The organism is Achromobacter sp. 1014246743 (genome assembly GCF_059760725.1).
On the sequence record NZ_JCBANA010000047.1, the window covers coordinates 22,150 to 41,112 of the forward strand.

The 18,963-nt window shown below is 67.0% G+C and carries 12 protein-coding genes; 10 read left to right on the forward strand and 2 right to left on the reverse strand.

Annotation, left to right across the window (positions count from 1 at the left end):
* Nucleotides 1–83: 83 nt before the first annotated feature.
* A complete protein-coding gene (gene argA / locus AC6LJ2_RS19640) occupies nucleotides 84–1,442 on the reverse strand; it encodes an amino-acid N-acetyltransferase (RefSeq protein WP_175194648.1) in 1,359 nt (452 codons plus the stop codon).
* Between the two features lie 135 nt (nucleotides 1,443–1,577).
* Between argA and hrpA the strand changes: the two genes are divergently transcribed.
* The 3 genes from hrpA (at nucleotide 1,578) to AC6LJ2_RS19655 (ending at nucleotide 8,680) form a co-directional block, all read left to right on the forward strand.
* Nucleotides 1,578–5,516, forward strand: a complete 3,939-nt coding sequence (hrpA, locus tag AC6LJ2_RS19645; RefSeq protein ID WP_498151989.1) for an ATP-dependent RNA helicase HrpA — start codon at nucleotides 1,578–1,580, stop codon at nucleotides 5,514–5,516.
* Nucleotides 5,517–5,642: 126 nt separating this feature from the next.
* The gene (locus AC6LJ2_RS19650) at nucleotides 5,643–7,376 is read left to right on the forward strand and encodes an ABC transporter permease (RefSeq protein ID WP_498151990.1); all 1,734 of its coding nucleotides are present in this window, start codon (nucleotides 5,643–5,645) and stop codon (nucleotides 7,374–7,376) included.
* Nucleotides 7,377–7,384: 8 nt separating this feature from the next.
* Nucleotides 7,385–8,680: an ABC transporter ATP-binding protein gene (locus AC6LJ2_RS19655; RefSeq protein WP_498151991.1), complete on the forward strand. Its 1,296-nt coding sequence runs from the start codon at nucleotides 7,385–7,387 to the stop codon at nucleotides 8,678–8,680.
* A 55-nt stretch (nucleotides 8,681–8,735) separates the two neighbouring features.
* Here AC6LJ2_RS19655 and lpxO read toward each other — a convergent pair whose 3' ends face one another.
* Nucleotides 8,736–9,635 carry a lipid A hydroxylase LpxO gene (lpxO, locus tag AC6LJ2_RS19660; RefSeq protein ID WP_199167039.1) on the reverse strand — a complete coding sequence of 300 codons (900 nt, stop codon included), beginning with the start codon at nucleotides 9,633–9,635 and terminating at the stop codon, nucleotides 8,736–8,738.
* A gap of 128 nt (nucleotides 9,636–9,763) precedes the next feature.
* On the opposite strand from lpxO, the gene dnaE reads away from it, so the two are divergent.
* Genes dnaE through AC6LJ2_RS19695 form a run of 7 tightly spaced genes read left to right on the forward strand, consistent with a single transcriptional unit; the run spans nucleotide 9,764 to nucleotide 18,921 of the window.
* Nucleotides 9,764–13,255: a DNA polymerase III subunit alpha gene (dnaE, locus tag AC6LJ2_RS19665; RefSeq protein WP_445658577.1), complete on the forward strand. Its 3,492-nt coding sequence runs from the start codon at nucleotides 9,764–9,766 to the stop codon at nucleotides 13,253–13,255.
* A complete protein-coding gene (locus tag AC6LJ2_RS19670) occupies nucleotides 13,255–14,346 on the forward strand; it encodes a glycosyltransferase family 4 protein (RefSeq protein ID WP_263915551.1) in 1,092 nt (363 codons plus the stop codon). The genes dnaE and AC6LJ2_RS19670 overlap by 1 nt, the downstream gene beginning before the upstream one ends.
* Nucleotides 14,343–15,191 (forward strand): polysaccharide deacetylase family protein, encoded by an 849-nt coding sequence (locus AC6LJ2_RS19675; RefSeq protein ID WP_445658578.1) that lies wholly within the window; start codon nucleotides 14,343–14,345, stop codon nucleotides 15,189–15,191. Before AC6LJ2_RS19670 ends, AC6LJ2_RS19675 begins: the two co-directional genes overlap by 4 nt.
* The gene (locus AC6LJ2_RS19680; RefSeq protein WP_175219488.1) at nucleotides 15,188–15,940 is read left to right on the forward strand and encodes a glycosyltransferase family 2 protein; all 753 of its coding nucleotides are present in this window, start codon (nucleotides 15,188–15,190) and stop codon (nucleotides 15,938–15,940) included. The genes AC6LJ2_RS19675 and AC6LJ2_RS19680 overlap by 4 nt, the downstream gene beginning before the upstream one ends.
* Nucleotides 15,937–17,064 carry a glycosyltransferase family 4 protein gene (locus AC6LJ2_RS19685; RefSeq protein ID WP_498151992.1) on the forward strand — a complete coding sequence of 376 codons (1,128 nt, stop codon included), beginning with the start codon at nucleotides 15,937–15,939 and terminating at the stop codon, nucleotides 17,062–17,064. Before AC6LJ2_RS19680 ends, AC6LJ2_RS19685 begins: the two co-directional genes overlap by 4 nt.
* An 8-nt stretch (nucleotides 17,065–17,072) precedes the next feature.
* The gene (locus AC6LJ2_RS19690) at nucleotides 17,073–17,798 is read left to right on the forward strand and encodes a polysaccharide deacetylase family protein (RefSeq protein WP_263915554.1); all 726 of its coding nucleotides are present in this window, start codon (nucleotides 17,073–17,075) and stop codon (nucleotides 17,796–17,798) included.
* Nucleotides 17,773–18,921, forward strand: coding sequence for a glycosyltransferase family 4 protein (locus AC6LJ2_RS19695; RefSeq protein WP_263915555.1), 1,149 nt, complete (start codon nucleotides 17,773–17,775; stop codon nucleotides 18,919–18,921). The genes AC6LJ2_RS19690 and AC6LJ2_RS19695 overlap by 26 nt, the downstream gene beginning before the upstream one ends.
* Nucleotides 18,922–18,963: the final 42 nt, after the last annotated feature.

The following is an 18,963-nucleotide window of genomic DNA, read 5'->3' on the forward strand; positions in this document are numbered from 1 at the left end:
AAGAATAAGTAATGGGCCATTTTAGCGGGCTTGGCGCGCGGACGGCGCCAAGCCCCTTCGGCCCCTGCGGGTAGGGCCGGGCGTTACAGCTTCTTGATGAACACCAGGCTGTTGCGCGAACGGTTGTAGTGGTTCTGCTTTTCGCGCGGCAGATCGGTGATGCCGCCCTGCACGAAACCGCGCTTCATGAACCAGTGCGAGGTGCGGGTGGTCAGCACGAACAGGCGCTTGGCCCCGGTGGCGCGGGCGCGCGATTCCATGTGCCGCAGCAGGATTTCGCCTTCGCCCGAGCCTTGCCATTCGGGGTGCACGATCAGGCAGGCCATTTCGGCCATCTGCTCGTCGGCGAACGTGTGCAAGGCCGCGCAGCCGTAGATCACGCCGTCGTGCTCGAGCACGGTGAAGTTCTCGACGTCGCGCTCGACCACGCTGCGGGGGCGCGGCACCAGCGTGCCGTCGGCTTCCAGGGGCTCGATCAGGCTGAGGATGGCGCCGACATCGTCGATGGTGGCCGGGCGCAGGTCATCCAGGGTGTCTTCGACCACCATGGTCCCCACGCCGTCGTGGGTGAAGATCTCGAGCAGCACGCTGCCGTCCAGCGCGAAGGGCACCAGGTGGGCGCGGGCCACGCCGCGCTTGACCGCCAGCGACGCATATTGCAGGTAGGCGCCGGTTTCTTCGTCCAGCGAGCCGGCGGCCAACAGGCCGTCGGCGTCCACGCGGGCCAGTTCGGTGTCCACGGTGCCGTCTTCGTTCAGCACGCCTTGGCCGCTGGACAGGAAGATCAGTTTTTCGGCGCGCAGCGCCACGGCCACGCTGGTGGCCAGGTCTTCCATGGCCAGGTTGAAGGCGTCGCCCGTGGGCGAGAAGCCCAGCGGCGACAGCAGCACGACCGACGAGCCCTTTTCGATGGCGAACTTCAGCGCGTCGACGTCGATCTTGCGCACCTGGCCGGTGTGCTTGTAGTCGACGCCTTCGAGCACGCCGGTGGGGCGGGCGGTGACGAAATTGCCCGAAATGACGCGGATGTGGGCGTGCGACATCGGTGTATTGGGCAAGCCCTGGCTGAAAGCGGCCTCGATATCCAGGCGGATCTCGCCGGCGGCTTCCTTGGCGCATTCCAGCGCGGCGGCGTCGGTGGGCGCCAGGCCACGGTCGAATTGCTGGGTGAAGCCCTTCAGGCGCAGCTGTTCGTTGACCTGGGGGCGCGAGCCGTGCACCAGCACCAGCCGGATGCCCAGCGAGGACAGCAGCGACAAGTCCTGGACCAGCGCGTTCAGCGCGCCGGCCTGCACCAATTCACCGCCAAACGCCACCACGAAGGTCTTGCCTCGGAACGCATGCACATAGGGCGCCACATCTCGGAACCATCGGACGAACTGGGCAGGGGCGAATTCAGGGGCTTCAAGGGCGGAGACGGTGTCTGGTTCCAGGTCGGGCATGATGGGCGGGGCAATTCCTGAGAGTGGCAACAACGCGGCAGGGGCCGCGTCAACGCGCCGTCGCAAGGGCGGCGTGCCGAAATTATATGGCCGCGGGGCGTTTATATAATAGACAGCTAACCGGACAAATCGTACATGCCAGAATCTTCCCGCCCGCGGCCGCCTGAAGCGGCTGACGGGTCGACCCGTGCCCCCGGAAAACCGCGGGCCGACGGCGCGGCCCAGGCCGAGCGCCGGGCGCCCCGCCCCGAACGGCCCATTCCGGTCGTTTCCTACCCCGAAGACCTGCCCGTCAGCGCGCGGCGCCAGGAGATCGCGCGCGCCATCGCCAACCACCAGGTGGTGATCGTCAGCGGCGAGACCGGCTCGGGCAAGACCACCCAGCTGCCCAAGATCTGCCTGGAACTGGGCCGCGGCCGCCAGAAGATGATCGGCCACACCCAGCCGCGCCGGCTGGCCGCGACATCCGTGGCCAAGCGCATCGCCGAAGAGCTGAATACGCCGATGGGCGAGGTGGTGGGCTACCAGGTGCGTTTCAACGACCGCACCGGCCCCAACGCGTCCATCAAGCTGATGACCGACGGCATCCTGCTGGCCGAGTCGCAGCGCGACCCGCTTTTGCGCCGCTACGACACGATCATCATCGACGAGGCGCACGAGCGCAGCCTGAACATCGACTTCCTGCTGGGCTACCTGAAGCAGTTGCTGCCGCGGCGCCCGGACCTGAAGATCATCATCACGTCGGCCACCATCGACGCCGAGCGTTTTGCCCGCCATTTCGCGGCGTCCGAAGACAAGCCCGCGCCGGTCATCGAGGTCTCGGGCCGCCTGTATCCGGTTGAACTGCGCTACCGCCCGGTGCGGGAAGAACCCGCCGAAGACGACCCCCCCGCCAAGGCCGGGCGCGACCGCGAACGCATGTCCGGCGACGAAGAGCGCGACCTGATCGACGCCATCGTCGACGCAGTGGACGAGTGCGCCCGCCACGGCCCGGGCGACGTGCTGGTGTTCCTGCCCGGCGAACGCGAGATCCGCGAATCGGCCGAGGCCCTGCGCAAACGCCACCCGGCCGGCACCGAGGTGCTGCCGCTGTACGCGCGCCTGTCGCAGGCCGAACAGGAACAGATCTTCCATCCGCGCGGCAATGCGCGGCGCATCGTGCTGGCCACCAACGTGGCCGAAACCTCGCTGACGGTGCCCGGCATCCGCTTCGTGGTCGACAGCGGCCTGGCCCGCATCAAGCGCTATTCGTGGCGCAACAAGGTCGAGCAGCTGCGCATCGAGCCCATCAGCCGGGCTTCGGCCAACCAGCGCGCCGGTCGTTGCGGCCGCGTGGGTCCGGGCGTCTGCATCCGGCTCTACGACGAAGCCGACTTCAACGCGCGGGCCGCCTTCACCGACCCCGAAGTGCTGCGCTCGTCGCTGGCCTCGGTCATCCTGCGGATGAAGTCGCTCAAGCTGGACGACATCGAGCAGTTCCCCTTCGTCGAGGCGCCGCCTGGGCGCGCGGTGGCCGACGGCTACCACCTGCTGCAGGAACTGGGCGCCATCGAGCTGGCCTCGGTCGACGACGATACCGACGCCACCCGCACCGGCGCCTCGTTCGTGCTGACCCAGACGGGCCACGAACTGGCCAAGCTGCCGGTCGACCCGCGCATCGGGCGCATGATCCTGGCCGCGCGCGAACAGCAATGCCTGGCCGAAATGCTGATCATCGCCTCGGCCCTGTCGGTGCAGGACGCGCGCGACCGCCCCATGCAGGAACGCGAGGCCGCCGAGGCCGCGCACGCCAAGTTCGCCGACGACAAGTCCGAATTCATTTCCTTCCTGAAGCTGTGGCGCTGGTACGGCGAACAGGTCCAGCACAAGGCCTCGCAGCGCAAGCTGGTGGGTCTGTTGCGGCAGAACTTCCTGTCGCCGATCCGGTTGCGCGAATGGCACGACGTCCACACCCAGCTGGCCGCCCTGGTGGGCGAGCAGGGCTGGCGCGTCAATCAAATCGAAGCCACCTACGAGCAACTGCACCTGGCGCTGCTGTCGGGCCTGCTCGGCAACATCGGTTTCAAGAGCGACGAGGGCGGCCATTACCAGGGCGCCCGCGACATCCGCTTCCATATCCACCCCGGCTCGCGCCTGGTCAAGAAGGCCGGGCGCTGGATCGTGGCCGCCGAACTGGTCGAGACCACCCGCCTGTATGCGCGTTGCGTGGCCCGCATCGACCCGGTCTGGCTGGAAAAGGTGGGCGCCCACCTGATCCGCAAGAACTGGTCCGACCCGCGCTGGGAAAAGAAGGCCGGCCAGGTGGTGGCCAACGAACGCGCCACGCTGTATGGCCTGACCATCTACACCGGCCGGCGCATCCAGTACGGCCGCGTGCATCCGCGCGAGGCGCGCGAACTGTTCATCCGCCAGGCCCTGGTGCCGGGCGAGATCGACACGCGCCTGGCCTTCGTGGCCCACAACCGCAAGCTGATCGCCGGCATCGAAAAGCTCGAACACCAGACCCGCCGCCCGGACATCCTGGTCGACGACGAGCTGATCTACGCCTTCTACGACCGCCAGCTGCCGGCCGACATCTCGCAGACCGCCACGCTGGAAAAGTGGGTGGGCGGCCTGGACAAGGCCGCGGCCGCCAAGCTGATGCTGACGCGCGACGAACTCATGCGGCACGAGGCCGCCGGTGTCACTACCGACGTCTTTCCCAAGAAGGTCGAGTGGCAGGGCGTGTCGATGGCGCTGGACTATCACTTCGAACCCGGCTCGCCGCGCGACGGCGTGACGCTGTCGGTGCCGCTGTTCGCCCTGAACCAGATCGACCCGGCGCGCTGCGAATGGCTGGTGCCCGGCATGCTCAAGGAAAAGGCGCACCTGCTGCTCAAGTCGCTGCCGCAGAAGCTGCGGCGCCACTGCGTGCCGCTGCCTGATTACGCCGCCGGTTTCTATGACCGCTGGTTCGAGCGCATGGCCGATCCCCAGATGGGCCTGGTCGACGCCCTGATCGCCGATATGTGGGACCAGGTGCAGGTGCGCCCGGCCGTGGCCGATTTCAAGCTGGAAACCCTGCCGGCCCACCTGTTCATGAACTTCCGGGTGGTCGACGAACACGGCCGCATGTTGTCCGCCGGCCGCAACCTGGCCCAGCTGCGCGCCGAATTCGGCAAGCAGGCCCAGGCCACCTTCCAGCAACTGGCCGCCAGCGACACCCAGGTGGCCCAGGCGCTGGCGCATGAAAACCTGACCTCCTGGTCGTTCGGCCCGCTGCCGGAGATCCTCGAGATCAAGCGCCGCGGCCGGTCGGTCATCGGCTATCCGGCGCTGGTCGATCGGGGCGCGCATTGCGACCTGGACGTGTTCGACGACCCGGACGAGGCCCGCAAGGCCCACCGCGCCGGCCTGCTCAAGCTGTTCCGGCTGGGCCTGCGCGAGCAGGTCAAGTTCCTGGAAAAGAACCTGGCCGACCTTACCAGGATCAGCATGCTCTACATGACGCTGGGTACGCAGGAAGAACTGCGCGACCAGATCATCGACTGCGCCCTGGGCCAGGCCTGCCTGGCCGAGCCCTGGCCGGTCAACGAGCAGCAGTTCGAGGCCCGCCGGGCCGAAGGCAAGGGCCGCCTGGGCCTGTTGGCCCAGGAAGTCGCGCGCCTGGCCGGCACGGTGCTGACGGAATACGCGGCCCTGCAGCGCAAGCTGCCGCAGGCCAAGCCGCACGCGTCCGCCTACGCCGACCTGCAGCAGCAGTTGGGGGCGCTGATGCCCAAGTGGTTCATCCGCGACACCCCGTACGCCCAGCTGTCCCACTTTCCGCGCTACCTGAAGGCGGCCGTGGCGCGCATCGACAAGCTGCGCGCCGACCCGGGGCGGGATGCCAAGCTGGTGGCCGAAATGGCGCCGCTGCTCACCCAGTACCAGCGGGCCCGCTCGGCCCTGAAGGGGGCGCCCGACCCGCGCCTGGACGAATTCCGCTGGCTGCTCGAAGAGCTGCGGGTGGCGCTGTTTGCGCAGGAATTGCGCACGCCCATGCCGGTGTCGGTCAAGCGACTGATGAAAAGCTGGGAGTCCCTGCAACGCTGACGGCGGGACGGCGCGAGCCGTCCCGTATTACAGACAGATTTCAGTCGTTTTCCGTTCAGAGACACGTCATCTGGTTATGCTTCAATGCGCGGGCCTTTCCCCGCCGCTCCCTGGAGCATTGCCGACATGTTCGAGCTTTTCAGCACCCGGACCCGCCCGTCCTCGTCGTCCCGCTCCTCGCCCAACCGCTGGGACTGGGCGCTGCTGCCCCTGGTCCTGGTGGTGCTGGCCGCCATGGCCTACGGCGCCTCGCAGATGAGCCGCCCCTTCGCCGTCGGCGAAGAACTGCCCATCTCGCTGGACCCGATCTACCTGCCGTACTACCTGTTGCGCACCATCCTGCGCATGTTCACGGCGCTGGCTTTTTCGCTGCTGTTCAGCTTTGTCTTCGCGGCCATCGCCGCCAAGTACCGCACGGCTGAAAAAGCGATGATCCCGATGCTGGACATCCTGCAGTCGGTGCCCATCCTGGGTTTTCAGGCCATCGCCATCGCCCCGTTCATCGCCTTGTTCCCCGGCAACCTGCTGGGGGTGGAATGCGCGGCGATCTTCGCCATCTTCACCTCGCAGGCCTGGAACATGGCGTTCAGCCTGTACCAGTCCATGCGTACGGTGCCGGCCGAACTGAACGAGGCCGCCCGCGTTTTCCGGCTGTCGGGCTGGCAGCGCTTCTGGCGGCTGGAATTGCCCTACGCCACGCCGGGCCTGCTCTGGAACATGATGATGTCCATGTCCGGCGGCTGGTTCTTCCTGGTGGCGGCCGAAGCCATTTCGGTGGCCGGGCAGGACATCAAGCTGCCTGGCATCGGCTCGTACATCGCCGTGGCCATTGATGCCGAGAACGGCACCGCCATCGCCTGGGCCATCGGCGCCATGATGGCCGGCATCCTGCTCTACGACCAGTTGTTCTTCCGCCCGCTGCTGGCCTGGGCCGACAAGTTCCGCTTCGAGGAATCGCAGGCCGACGTCGCCCAGCAGTCCTGGCTGCTGGACTGGACCCGCCGCAGCCGTTGGATGCAGGCCCTGTCCAACCTGTTCTGGGCCCGCATGCGCCGCGCGCTGGGCTGGTTCAGCGTGTCGTACGACGGCACCTCGATCCGCGCCCGCGCCAAGGCGCCGGACCCGCGCTGGACCCGCATCTGGGATTCCCTGCTGGCTGCCGGCGCGCTGCTGGCCACCTACAAGCTGGTGGTCTTCGTGCACGCGGAAGTGGGCTGGGCCGAAGTGCTGCACGTGGTCGGCCTGGGCGGCATCACGCTGGTGCGGGTGATGGTGCTGATCGGCCTGGCCTCGGCCATCTGGGTGCCCATTGCCGTCTGGATCGGCCTGCGGCCCAAGTATTCGCAGCGGGTGCAGGCCGTGGCGCAGTTCCTGGCGGCGTTCCCGGTCAACCTGCTGTTCCCGGCCGTGGTGTTCGTGATGGTGGCGTTGAAACTGAACCCCAACATCTGGCTCAGCCCGCTGATCATCTTCGGCACCCAGTGGTACATCCTGTTCAACGTGGTGGCGGGTGCGTCGACCATTCCCAACGAATTGCGGCTGGCGGCCAGCAACCTGGGCCTGAAGGGCTGGCTGCTGTGGCGCCGGGTGTACCTGCCGGCAGTGTTTCCCAGCTTCATCACCGGCGCCATCACGGCCAGCGGCGGGTCCTGGAACGCCAGCATCGTGGCCGAATACGTGTCCTGGGGCAATACCTCGCTGGTCGCCGATGGCCTGGGCAGCTACATCAAGCAGATGACCGAGCAGGGCGACTTCCATCGCATCGCGCTCGGCATCGGGGTCATGAGCATCTTCGTCATGCTGTTGAACCGGTTTTTCTGGCGAAAACTGTATTTGCTGGCCGAAGACCGCGGCCGATAGGAGTCCTGATGAACACCCATCTCCTGATCGAACTGCACGACGTCGGCAAGTCGTTCCGCGCCGCGGACGGCACCGCCCGCAACGTGCTGGAGCACGTGGACTTCACCCTGCGCGAAGGCGAAATCGTCGCCCTGCTGGGCAAGTCCGGCTCGGGCAAATCAACGCTCCTGCGCATCATGGCGGGGCTGGTCAACGCCGACCAGGGCACCGTCACCTACCGCGGCCAGCCCGTGTATGGCCCGGCGGCGGGCATCGCCATGGTGTTCCAGTCGTTCGCGCTGTTTCCGTGGCTGACCGCCCAGCAGAACGTCGAACTGGGCCTGGAAGCCCAGGGCGTGGCGCCCGCCGAACGCGCCAAGCGCGCCGATGCCGTGCTGGACCTGATGGGCCTGGGCGGTTTCGGCGGCGCCTTGCCGCGCGAACTGTCCGGCGGCATGCGCCAGCGAGTGGGCATCGCCCGCGCCCTGGTCATGAACCCGGACGTGCTGCTGATGGACGAAGCCTTCTCGGCGCTGGACGTGCTGACCGGCGAAACCCTGCGCGACGACATGCTCGAGCTGTGGGACGAAAGCCGCATCTCCACCAAGGGCATCCTCATCGTCTCGCACAACATCGAAGAAGCGGTCATGATGGCCGATCGCATCATCATCTTCTCCAGCGATCCCGGCCGCATCCGCAGCCAGGTCCAGATCGGCCTGCCGCGGCCGCGTAACGCCGATTCGCCCCAGGTCCGCGCGCTGATCGACGAGGTCTACGCGCTGATGACCCAGCGCCCGGCCCACGACGTGCCCACCCCGCGCCAGCAAGGCCTGGGCTACCGCTTCCCGCAGACCGAGGTCGAGCGCATGGAAGGCGTGCTGGACGTGCTGGCCGAAGACCCGTTCAACGGCCGCGCCGACCTGCCCAAGCTGGCCGAGGAAGCCGAGATTTCCGACGACGACCTGCTGCCGGCCTGCGAAGCGCTGGGGCTGTTCGGGCTGGCGCAGATCGACAAGGGCGACATCTTCCTGACGCCGCTGGGCCAGCGCTACGTGCATGCCGACCAGGGGCAAAAGCAGATCATCTTCGGGCGCCAGTTGCTGGCGCACGTGCCGCTGGCCGCGCACATCCGCCACAGCCTGGAACAGGAGCCTGCCGGCGCTCTGCCGGAAAAGAACTTCCTGGATTCGCTGGAAGAATTCCTCAAGCCCGACGAAGCCGAGCGCGTGCTGAAGATCGCGGTGGAGTGGGGCCGCTACGGTGAAATCTACGGCTACGACTACCACACCGGCTTGCTGACGCTGCCGGACCGCGACGCGGGGTAGGAAGGGAAGGCGCGGCGGGCCGAACGGCCCGCCGTCGTATCAGGCGCGGGGCGCGTTACAGCGCGATGAAGCCCGCGATGACCAGCACGATCAGGCCATACTTGGTGGCCTTGTACACCGTGCGGTTCCAGGCCTTGAAGGCCTTGCGCTTCTGGTCGATGACCCAGTGCGCGTGGGTCAGCTTGTTGATGGCGCCGGTCTGGTCGCCGCCGTCGTTGGGCGAGCTGGCGGCCGACATCACCACCCGGCCGAACCAGCGGTTGAACGCTTCGGCCCAGCCCCATTTCAGCGGCCGCTCGACGTCGCAGAACAGGATGATGCGGTTCTGATCGGTGCGGTTGTAGGCTTCGTGGACGTAGGTTTCGTCGAACACCACGCTTTCGCCGTCGCGCCAGCTGTACTGTTCGCCGTCGACGATGATGTGGCAGCCGTCGTCGTTGGGCGTCACCAGGCCCAGGTGGTAGCGCAGCGAGCCCGCGAACGGGTCGCGGTGCGGGTTCAGCTGGCCGCCCGGCGGCAGCTCGGCGAACATGGCCGCCTTGACCTTGGGCAGCGTCTTCAGGATCGCCACCGTCTTGGGGCACAGTTCTTCGGCCGACGGGTGGCGCGCGTCATACCACTTCAGGTAGAAGCGCTTCCAGCCATACTTGAAGAACGAATTGAAGCCGATGTCGTTGTGGCTGTCGGCCGCCTTGATGCGGCGCAGCTCGGCCATCTGCACGGCTTCGTCGCGAATGGTTTCCCAGTTGTCGTCCAGCACCTTGAGCTCGGCGATCTCGCTGGTGGTCAGGTAGGGCGTGGACGGCACGCGGGACGCCAGCACCATGAAGGCATTGACGGGCGCGAGCAACACCGAGTGATCCAGCAATTGCCGGCCCAGCGGCAGCTTGACGCGGCCACGGAAGTGCGCGAACAGGATGGCGGCGAGCCAGATCCCGGGTATCAGCCATTTCATACGTAAATCTCGTCCTGCGGCGGGTGAGTCAGGTCCAATCGTCTATTGTTACACAGGGGCGCCGGGCAGGCGGCGGTCGAATCGTCGCTGGCGCGTTTTTGGGGCGTTCGACTAGGTACAATTCCGCTATGTCCGAAGCCGTAACAAACCCGTCCCCATTTGTTCACCTGCGCGTCCATTCCGAGTTCTCGGTGGTGGACGGCATCGTGCGCATCCCCGACCTCATCAAGCGCGTGGCCAAGCTGGGCCAGCCCGCGGTGGCCCTGACCGATCTGTCGAACCTGTTCGGCCTGATCAAGTTCTACAAGGGCGCGCGCGGCGCGGGCGTCAAGCCCATCGCCGGCGCCGATGTCTGGCTGACCAACGACGAAGATCCCACCAAGCCCTTCCGGGTGCTGCTGCTGGTGCGCAACCATCAGGGCTACCTGAACCTGTGCGAACTGCTGTCGCGCTCATTCCTGACCAACCAGGGCAAGGGCCGCGCCGAAATCCGCCGCGAATGGCTGCAAGGGCAGGACGGCCTGATCGTGCTGTCGGGCGGCCGCGGCGGTGACGTCGGCCAGGCGCTGGACGCGGGCAACGCCGTGTCGGCGCTGGCGTTGGCGCGCCAATGGGCGCTGATGTTCCCGGGCTGCTACTACATCGAACTGCAACGCGTCGGCATGGACGGCGACGAAGCCTACACCCAGGCCGCCATGCGCCTGGCCGCCGAAGCCGGCCTGCCCGTGGTGGCCACGCACCCGGTGCAGTTCCTGGACGAATACGAGTTCCAGGCGCACGAGGCCCGGGTCTGCATCGCCGAAGGCGAAATCCTGGCCAACCCGCGCCGCGTGCGCCGCTTCACCAAAGAGCAGTACCTGCTCAGTTCCGAGGAAATGGCCCGCCGCTTCGCCGACGTGCCCTCGGCGCTGGCCAACACGGTCGAAATCGCCAAGCGCTGCAATTTGAGCCTGGTGCTGGGCAAGCCGCGCCTGCCCGACTTCCCCACGCCCGACGGCGTGACGCTGGACGACTACCTGGTCCAGCTGTCCGAGGAAGGCCTGGAAAAGCGCATGGAGTTCCTGTTCCCGGACGTCGCTGAGCGCGAGTCCAGGCGCGAGCAGTACTACGAACGCCTGCGCTGGGAATGCAAGACCATCATCCAGATGGGCTTTCCGGGCTACTTCCTGATCGTGCAGGACTTCATCAACTGGGGCAAGAACAACGGCGTGCCGGTGGGTCCCGGCCGGGGTTCCGGCGCCGGTTCGCTGGTGGCGTACGCGCTGGGCATTACCGACCTGGACCCGATCCGCTACGACTTGCTGTTCGAGCGCTTCCTGAATCCCGAGCGGGTCTCCATGCCCGACTTCGATATCGACTTCTGCCAGGACAACCGCGAACGGGTCATCGACTACGTCAAGGAAAAATACGGCCGCGCCGCCGTCAGCCAGATCGCCACCTTCGGTACGCTGGGCGCCAAGGCCGTGGTGCGCGACGCCGGCCGCGTGCTGGACATGCCCTACATGTTCTGCGATGGCCTGTCCAAGCTGATCCCGTTCAACCCGATGGACCCCTGGTCGCTCGAGCGCACCCTGAAGGACGAACCCGCCTTCAAGGACCGCTACGAACAGGAAGAAGAAGTGCGCGCCCTGGTCGACCTGGCCAAGCCGCTCGAAGGCCTGACCCGCAACATCGGCATGCACGCCGGCGGCGTGCTCATCGCGCCCGGCAAGCTCACCGACTTCTGCCCGCTGTATTGCCAGCCCGGCCAGGAAAACAGTGCGGTCTCGCAGTTCGACAAAGACGACGTCGAAGCTGCCGGCCTGGTCAAGTTCGACTTCCTGGGCCTGCGCAACCTGACCATCCTGGACTGGGCCGTGCGCTACGTGCGCCAGTTCAACGAAGACAAGCGCGACTTCGACGTCATGGCGCTCAGCCTGGACGACCCGGCTGCCTACAAGATTCTGTGCGACGCGAACACCACCGCGGTGTTCCAGCTGGAATCGCGCGGCATGAAGGAACTGCTCAAGAAGCTGCGCCCCAACACCTTCGAAGACATCATCGCCATGCTGGCCCTGTACCGACCGGGGCCGCTGGAATCGGGCATGGTGGACGACTTCGTCAACCGCAAGCACGGCCGTGCCGCGGTGGACTACTTCCATGCCGACCTGGAAGCGACCCTCAAGAGCACCTACGGGGTCATCGTCTACCAGGAACAGGTGATGCTGATCTCGCAGATCATCGGCGGCTACTCGCTGGGCGGCGCCGACCTGCTGCGCCGCGCCATGGGCAAGAAAAAGCCCGAGGAAATGGCCAAGCACCGCGAGCTGTTCGAGCAGGGCGCCAAGGAAAAGGGCCACGATCCCGACCTGGCGGTCAAGCTGTTCGACCTGATGGAAAAGTTCGCGGGCTACGGCTTCAACAAGTCGCACTCGGCCGCCTACGCGCTCATCTCGTACCAGACCGCCTGGCTCAAGGCCTATCACCCCACCGAATTCCTGGCCGCCACCATGTCGTCCGATATGGACGACACCGACAAGGTCCAGATCTTCTGCCGCGACGCGCAGGACAACGGCGTCGAAGTGCTGCCGCCCGACGTCAACTTCTCGGGGTATCGCTTCGAGCCGGTGGCCGACAAGTACACCGAAAAGGGCAAGCCCCCGCGCACCATGCGCTACGGCCTGGGCGCCGTGAAGGGCACGGGGCAGGGCGCGGTCGAAGACATCCTGCGCGCGCGCAAGGAAGGCGGCCCGTTCCTGAACCTGTTCGACTTCTGCCGCCGCGTCAGCAAGCACGCCGTCAACCGCCGCACCATCGAAGCCCTGATCAAGGCGGGCGCGTTCGACACCATCGAACCCAACCGCGCCGCCATGCTGGCGTCGGTGCCTACCGCCATGGAAGCGGCCGAGCAGGCCGCGCGCAGCGCCAACCAGTCGTCCCTGTTCGGCGACGACAGCAGCGACGTGGTGGCCGGCGAACTGGCCAAGGTCGCGCCCTGGGACCTGCACAAGAAGCTCACCGAAGAAAAGTCCGCGCTGGGTTACTACTACAGCGGCCACCTGTTCGATGCCTGGCGCGACGAAGTGCGCCAGATCGTGCCGATGCAGCTGGCGCGGGTCGAACCGCAGCGCGACCTGCAATGGATGTGCGGGGTGCTGGCCAGCGTGCGCGTCATGATGACCCGCCGCGGCAAGATGGTCTTCGCCGTGCTCGACGATGGCACCGCCCAGGTCGAAATCTCGGTCTTCAACGAGCTGTACGAAAAGCACCGCAACCGGCTGCGCGAAGACCAGCTGGTCATCGTGCAGGGCAAGGTCAGCAACGACGACTATTCCGGCGGCATGCGCATCGTGGCCGACCAGCTCTACGACCTGCAGCTGGCCCGCGAGGCGCGCGCCAAGTCGCTGCGCGTCAAGCTCAACGGCGCGGCCGATGCCGCGCGCCTGCGCCAGATGCTGAACCCGTTCCGCGCCGAGCCCGAAAACGGCATCCCCGGCGTGCCGGTCGATATCGTCTATACCAAGAACAACTTCCTGTGCACGGTGCGGCTGGGCGAAGAATGGCGGGTCCGCATGGCCGACACGCTGCTCGCCAACCTGAGCGCCTGGACCAAGCCGAACGGCGTGGAGGTCACGTACTGATGCGTATCGTTCACTCTGAAGCCGCCACCAGTTTCGGCGGCCAGGAAGGGCGTATCTTCAAGGAAATGAACGCCATGCGCGCGCGCGGGCACCACCTTGAAGCCATCTGCCAGCCGCATGCGCTGCTGGCCCAGCGCCTGTCCGAAGCCGGCTTCACCGTGCATACGCTGGACATGGACGGCCCGCTCAACTACCTGAAGGGCGTGGCCACCATCCGCCGCATCCTGCGCGAGGGCCGTTTCGACGTGCTCAACACGCACAGCCGCCGCGATACCGTCATTGCCGCCGCCGCCGGCCGGCTGGCGGGCACGCCGCTCATCGTGCGCACCCGTCACCTGTCCAACAAGGTCGGCTCGCTCTGGTCCTACACCCGGCTGCCGCACCGCGTCACCACGGTCAGCGACCACGTGCGCGAACACCTGATCGAACGCGGCGTGCCCCCCGAACGGGTCGCCACCGTGTATTCGCCCATCGTGCTGCCGCCGCCGGTCGAGCATTCCACCCTGCGCGAAGAACTCGGGCTGGCGCCGGACGACCTGGTGGTGGGTTGCGTCGCCGTCATGCGCGCCACCAAGGGCCACAAAGACCTGATCGACGCCATTGCGCCGCTGATGGCCAGCCGGCCCAAGTTGCACCTGGTGTTCGTGGGGGGCGGCTCGCCCGTATTCGAGCAGACCCAGGCCTACGTGGCCGAGCGCGGCCTGCAAGATCGCATCCACCTGATGGGTACGCGTCGCGACGTGCCGAACCTCTTGGCGGGTTGCGACCTGTTCGCGCTGGCCACGCAGCAGGAAGCGTCCGGCACCGTCTACGTCGAAGCCCAGGCCAGCGGCCTGCCGGTCATCGGCACCGACGTGGGCGGCGTATCCGAGATGTTCCGCAACGGCGAAACCGGCATCCTGGTGCCGCCCAAGGATCCGGCTGCGCTGACGGCCGCGCTGGAAAAGCTGATCGACGACGCGGACCTGCGCCGCCGCATGGGCGAGGCCGGCCGCAAGATGGTCTGGGACGAAGGCGTCTTCTCGCCCGCCCGGCTGGCTGAAACCACCGAGGCCGTCTATACCAAGTGGCTGGCGGAGCGCCGCGGATGAATGCGCCCAACGTCCCGGTGCTGATGTACCACCACGTCACGCCGGCCGGCGGCATGATCAACGCCGTGCCCGACGTGTTCGAGGCCCAGATCTCGCGCCTGGCGCGGGCGGGCTACCAGTCCCTGTCCACCGACCAGTTCGCAGCCTACCTGGCCGGCGCCTCGGTGCCGGAGCGCTCGGTGCTGATCACCTTCGACGACGGCTACCTGAACAACTGGGTCCATGCACACCCCATCCTGGCGCGTTACGGCATGCGCGCCGTGCTGTTCACCATCACCGGCTGGATCGGCGATGGCCCGCTGCGGCCACACGCAGGGCAGGGCCTGCCGCTGCCGGCCACGCCCGACCACGACGCCTGCAAACAACTGGTGGCCGCGGGCCGCAGTGACGATGCCATGCTGCGCTGGAGCGAAATCGAAGCCATGCGGGCCGCCGGCACCTTCGAATTCCATTCGCACACCCATACCCACACGCGCTGGGACAAGGTCTGCGGCGCCGATGTCGACGCCAAGCGGGCCCACATCGCCCAGGAATTGGCCGACTCGCGTGAAACGCTGACGCGCCGCCTGGGCCAGGCCAGCGACCACCTCTGCTGGCCGCAGGGCTATTTCGACGCCGACTACGTCGCGGCCGCCCGGCAGGCGGGCTTTCGCCACTTGTACACTACCGACCCTTTCGGCCAGAACACGCCCGCCGCCGACCCCGAACACATCTACCGCTTCGCGGTGCGCAACCAGGGCGGCACCTGGCTGAACCGGCGCATCTGGCTGTCGCGCGATCCCTTCTGGGGGCCGCGCTATCACGCCTGGAAGGCCTGGAAAAAGCGTCTTAGGAATCGCGGATGAAGTTATCAGTCATAGTCATCACCAAGAACGAAGCGGCCAACATTGCCGATTGCCTGAAGTCCGTGGCCTTTGCCGACGAATTCATCGTGGTGGACTCCGGCAGCACCGACGGCACGGTCGAATTGGCGCGGGCGCTGGGCGCGCGCGTTGAAGTCACCCCCGACTGGCCCGGTTTCGGCCCGCAGAAAAACCGCGCACTGGACCTGGCCACCGGCGACTGGGTGCTGTCCATCGACGCCGATGAGCGCGTCACCCCCGAACTGGCCCGCGAAATCCAGGAAACGATCAGCGCCCCGCGCGCCGATACCTACGAGATCGCGCGCCTGTCGAACTTCTGCGGTCGCGACATTCGCCACAGCGGCTGGTGGCCCGACTACGTGCTGCGCCTGTTCAAGCGCGGCACCGCACGCTTCAACGACGCCGCGGTGCACGAGCGGGTGGTGCCGGTCAACGGCCAGCCGTTGCAACTGAAGGGCTACTTCAACCACTATCCCTACGACAACCTGGACGCGCTGATCACCAAGGTCAACCGCTATTCGTCCGATGCCGCCGCCATGATGTACGCCAAGGGCCGACGCACGTCCGTCTTCGGCGCGCTGGGCCACAGCTTCTGGACCTTTGTCCGCATCTACCTGATCCGGCGCGGCTTCCTGGATGGGCGCCACGGCCTGGTGCTGGCCGTCACTGCGGCCGCGGGCAGCTTCTTCCGCTATTCGAAGCTGATGTTCCTGGCCGAGAAGAAGAAGTGAGGATTCTCTACACCAACTTCCACGCCAACAACGGCGGCGGCCACGTCACCTACATCATCAACCTGGCGCGCGCCCTGGTGGCGGATCACCAGATCACCGTCGCCGCGCCCGCCAGCAGCCGCCTGTACCGCTACGCCAAGGCCATTCCCGGCGTGACGGTCGTGGACATGCGCTACACCACGCGACCCTCGTCCTGGTTCGGCGACCGCGCCCGCCTGCGTCGTCTGATCAAGGACGGCCGCTTCGACATCATCCATGCCAACGGCTCGGCCGACCACAAGCAGGTCATGCTGGCCACGCTGGCCATGGCGCGCCGTCCGCGCATCGTCTTCACCAAGCACAACGACCACCCCGTGGCCAGCTTCGGCCACAAGCTGCGGGTGGCCCTGGCCACCGATCACAGCATCGCGGTCAGCGACTACATCCATCGCCTGCTGGCCGATTCGCCCTACCAGCGGCGGCCCATCACCACCATCCGCCACGGCATCGACACCCAGTTCTTCGCGCCGCCGCCGGCCGACAGCCTGGACAAGCTGCGCGACATCTTCTTCGGCCCCGATTGGCGCGGCAAGCTGCTCCTGGGCAGCGCGGGCGGCACCGACTACGACAAGGGCTGGCTTGATCTGGTCGCCGCCGTCGCGGCCCTGCCGCCGGGCGACAAGGAACGGGTACTGCTGCTGGTGGCGGGCGATCCGCCCAACGAGGCCAAGCTGGCCCGCGTGCGCGAGCTGGGCATGATCGACCAGGTGCGCTTTCCCGGCCTGCTCGACGACGTACGCGCCGCGCTGGCGTCGTGCCACGCCGGCTTTGTGCTGTCTTACCGCGAAGCGCTGTCGTTCGCCTGCCGCGAAATCATGTGCCTGGGCCTGCCCGCCCTGGTCACCAATGCCGGCGGCCTGCCTGAAAACGTCACAGACGGGGTCGACGGCTGGATCGTGCCGGTGCGCGACGTGGCCGCCATGACCGCGCGCCTGCAGGACATGCTGGCCCATCCCGAGACAGTCCGGGCCATGGGCGCCAATGCCCGCGAAACCAGCCTGCGCGACTTCAACCTGGCGCGTTTCGCCCAAGCCACCGTCGACGTCTACCACAGCGTACATTGGCCGGACACTGAGCCTTTATAATTCGCCCCATGTCTATCCCCATTCTCATGTACCACCAGATCGGCGAGCCCAACCCCAAGGGCACGCCGTTTCGCGGCCTGACGGTGCACCCCGACGACTTCGCGCGGCAGATGCGCTGGATGCGTTTCCTCGGTTACCGCGGTCTGTCGATGCGCGACGTCATGCCCTACGTGCGGGGCGAGCGCCGCGGCAAGGTGTTCGGCATCACGTTCGACGACGGCTATCGCAACGTCGTCCAGAACGCCATGCCGGTGCTGGACAAACTGGGATTCACCGCCACCAACTACCTGGTGGCCAATCAGTTCGACGGCGGCAACGTCTGGGATGCCAAGATCGGCATTCCGCACTCGCCGCTCATGACGATCGAAGAAATGCGCCAATGGGCCGCGTCCGGCCACGAAGTCGGCTCGCACACGCTGGACCACGTCCACCTGCCCGAAATGACACCCGACGAGGCCCGCCGCCAGATGGTCGAGTCCAAAGACGTGCTGGAACAGGCGCTGGGCGCCCCGGTCACGGCCTTCTGCTATCCCTACGGCGACCACGGCCCCGAACACCTGGTCATGGCGCGCGAAGCCGGCTACGACAACGCCACGCTCACCAAGCGCGGCCTGGCCAACGCCAGCGACGATCCCTTCGGCCTGCCGCGGGTAACGGTGTCGCGCTCGACCGGCATCTTCCGTTTCCTGCAGAAATGCCTGACCGGCTATGAAGACAAGCGCGGTCGCGGCTGAGCGGCGGCTGCGCATCGCATTGCTGGTCGACCGCTTCGGCAACCGCTTCGGCGGCGCCGAGGCCTACGGCGTCGAACTCATGCGCGTGCTCGGCCAGCGTCACGACGTTTCCATCGTCGCCCGCGACTTCGACAGCGACCTGCCTTTCCCTTTCCTGCCCGTGCGCTTTCCCGGCTGGCTGCCCAGCTGGATGCGGGTGCTGTACTTCGCCTGGAAGGCCGACCGCCTGACTCGCGGCCGCTATGACATCGTGCATTCGCACATGAACGGTTGGGCCGGTGAAATCCAGGTCATGCACGTCACCCCCGTACGCTACAACCGGCTGACCCGTGCCAAGCCGGCCAAACGCGTGCTGGCCTGGCTCAGCCCGCGCCTGGCCACCTACCTGCTGCTCGAGAAATTCCGCGTGCGCCAGGCGCCGGCACGCCGCGTGGTGGCGGTGTCCGGGCTGATCATGGACCAGTTGCACCGCAGCTACGGCCCGGAACTGCCGGTCGACATCATTGCGCCGGGCGTGAAGCTGCCTTCGCCCGAAGCCGCCGCCGGGCGCGGCGCGACCCGGGCCCGGCTTGGCTGGGACGCCGACACCATCGGCTGCCTGCTGGTTGCCCGCAATCCGCTGCGCAAGGGCTTGCCCGCGCTGCTTGACGCCCTGGCGCTCCTGCCTGCGCCGTACCGCCTGCTGGTCGTGGGCGCCGACGACGCTACCCGCGAACGCGTGCGGGCGGCCGGCGCAGTCGCCCAGCGCGTCACGCTGGTCGACCCCACGCCCGACGTCGCCCAGTATTTCGCCGCGGCCGACATCTATGCTCACCCGACCCTGAACGACAGCTACGCCATGGCCCCCCTGGAAGCCATGTCCCACGGCTTGCCCGTCGTGGTCAGCTCGCCCGCCTACTGTGGTTTTGCCCAATACCTGTCGGCGGGCAAGGACGCGCTCATCCTGCAAGACCCGCGCGACGGTGCCCAGCTGGCCCAGGCCTTGCAGCGCCTGGGCGACGAACCCGACCTGCGCGCGGCCCTGTCCGAACGCGGCCTGGCCATCGCCCGCGACCAAAGCTGGGAAACCGTGGCGGCGCGCTACGAAGCGCTGTATCAGGCGGTGCTGGACGAGCGCGGCTGACCCGTCCCGCTCCGCCAAATGAAAACGGGACCCGAAAGGTCC

Excerpts from the sequence above, each read along its gene's own strand:
- argA (WP_175194648.1), bottom strand. The coding sequence starts at position 1,442 with ATGCCCGACCTGGAACCAGACACCGTCTCCGCCCTTGAAGCCCCTGAA.
- hrpA (WP_498151989.1), top strand. The coding sequence starts at position 1,578 with ATGCCAGAATCTTCCCGCCCGCGGCCGCCTGAAGCGGCTGACGGGTCG.
- AC6LJ2_RS19650 (WP_498151990.1), top strand. The coding sequence starts at position 5,643 with ATGTTCGAGCTTTTCAGCACCCGGACCCGCCCGTCCTCGTCGTCCCGC.
- AC6LJ2_RS19655 (WP_498151991.1), top strand. The coding sequence starts at position 7,385 with ATGAACACCCATCTCCTGATCGAACTGCACGACGTCGGCAAGTCGTTC.
- lpxO (WP_199167039.1), bottom strand. The coding sequence starts at position 9,635 with ATGAAATGGCTGATACCCGGGATCTGGCTCGCCGCCATCCTGTTCGCG.
- dnaE (WP_445658577.1), top strand. The coding sequence starts at position 9,764 with ATGTCCGAAGCCGTAACAAACCCGTCCCCATTTGTTCACCTGCGCGTC.
- AC6LJ2_RS19670 (WP_263915551.1), top strand. The coding sequence starts at position 13,255 with ATGCGTATCGTTCACTCTGAAGCCGCCACCAGTTTCGGCGGCCAGGAA.
- AC6LJ2_RS19675 (WP_445658578.1), top strand. The coding sequence starts at position 14,343 with ATGAATGCGCCCAACGTCCCGGTGCTGATGTACCACCACGTCACGCCG.
- AC6LJ2_RS19680 (WP_175219488.1), top strand. The coding sequence starts at position 15,188 with ATGAAGTTATCAGTCATAGTCATCACCAAGAACGAAGCGGCCAACATT.
- AC6LJ2_RS19690 (WP_263915554.1), top strand. The coding sequence starts at position 17,073 with ATGTCTATCCCCATTCTCATGTACCACCAGATCGGCGAGCCCAACCCC.
- AC6LJ2_RS19695 (WP_263915555.1), top strand. The coding sequence starts at position 17,773 with ATGAAGACAAGCGCGGTCGCGGCTGAGCGGCGGCTGCGCATCGCATTG.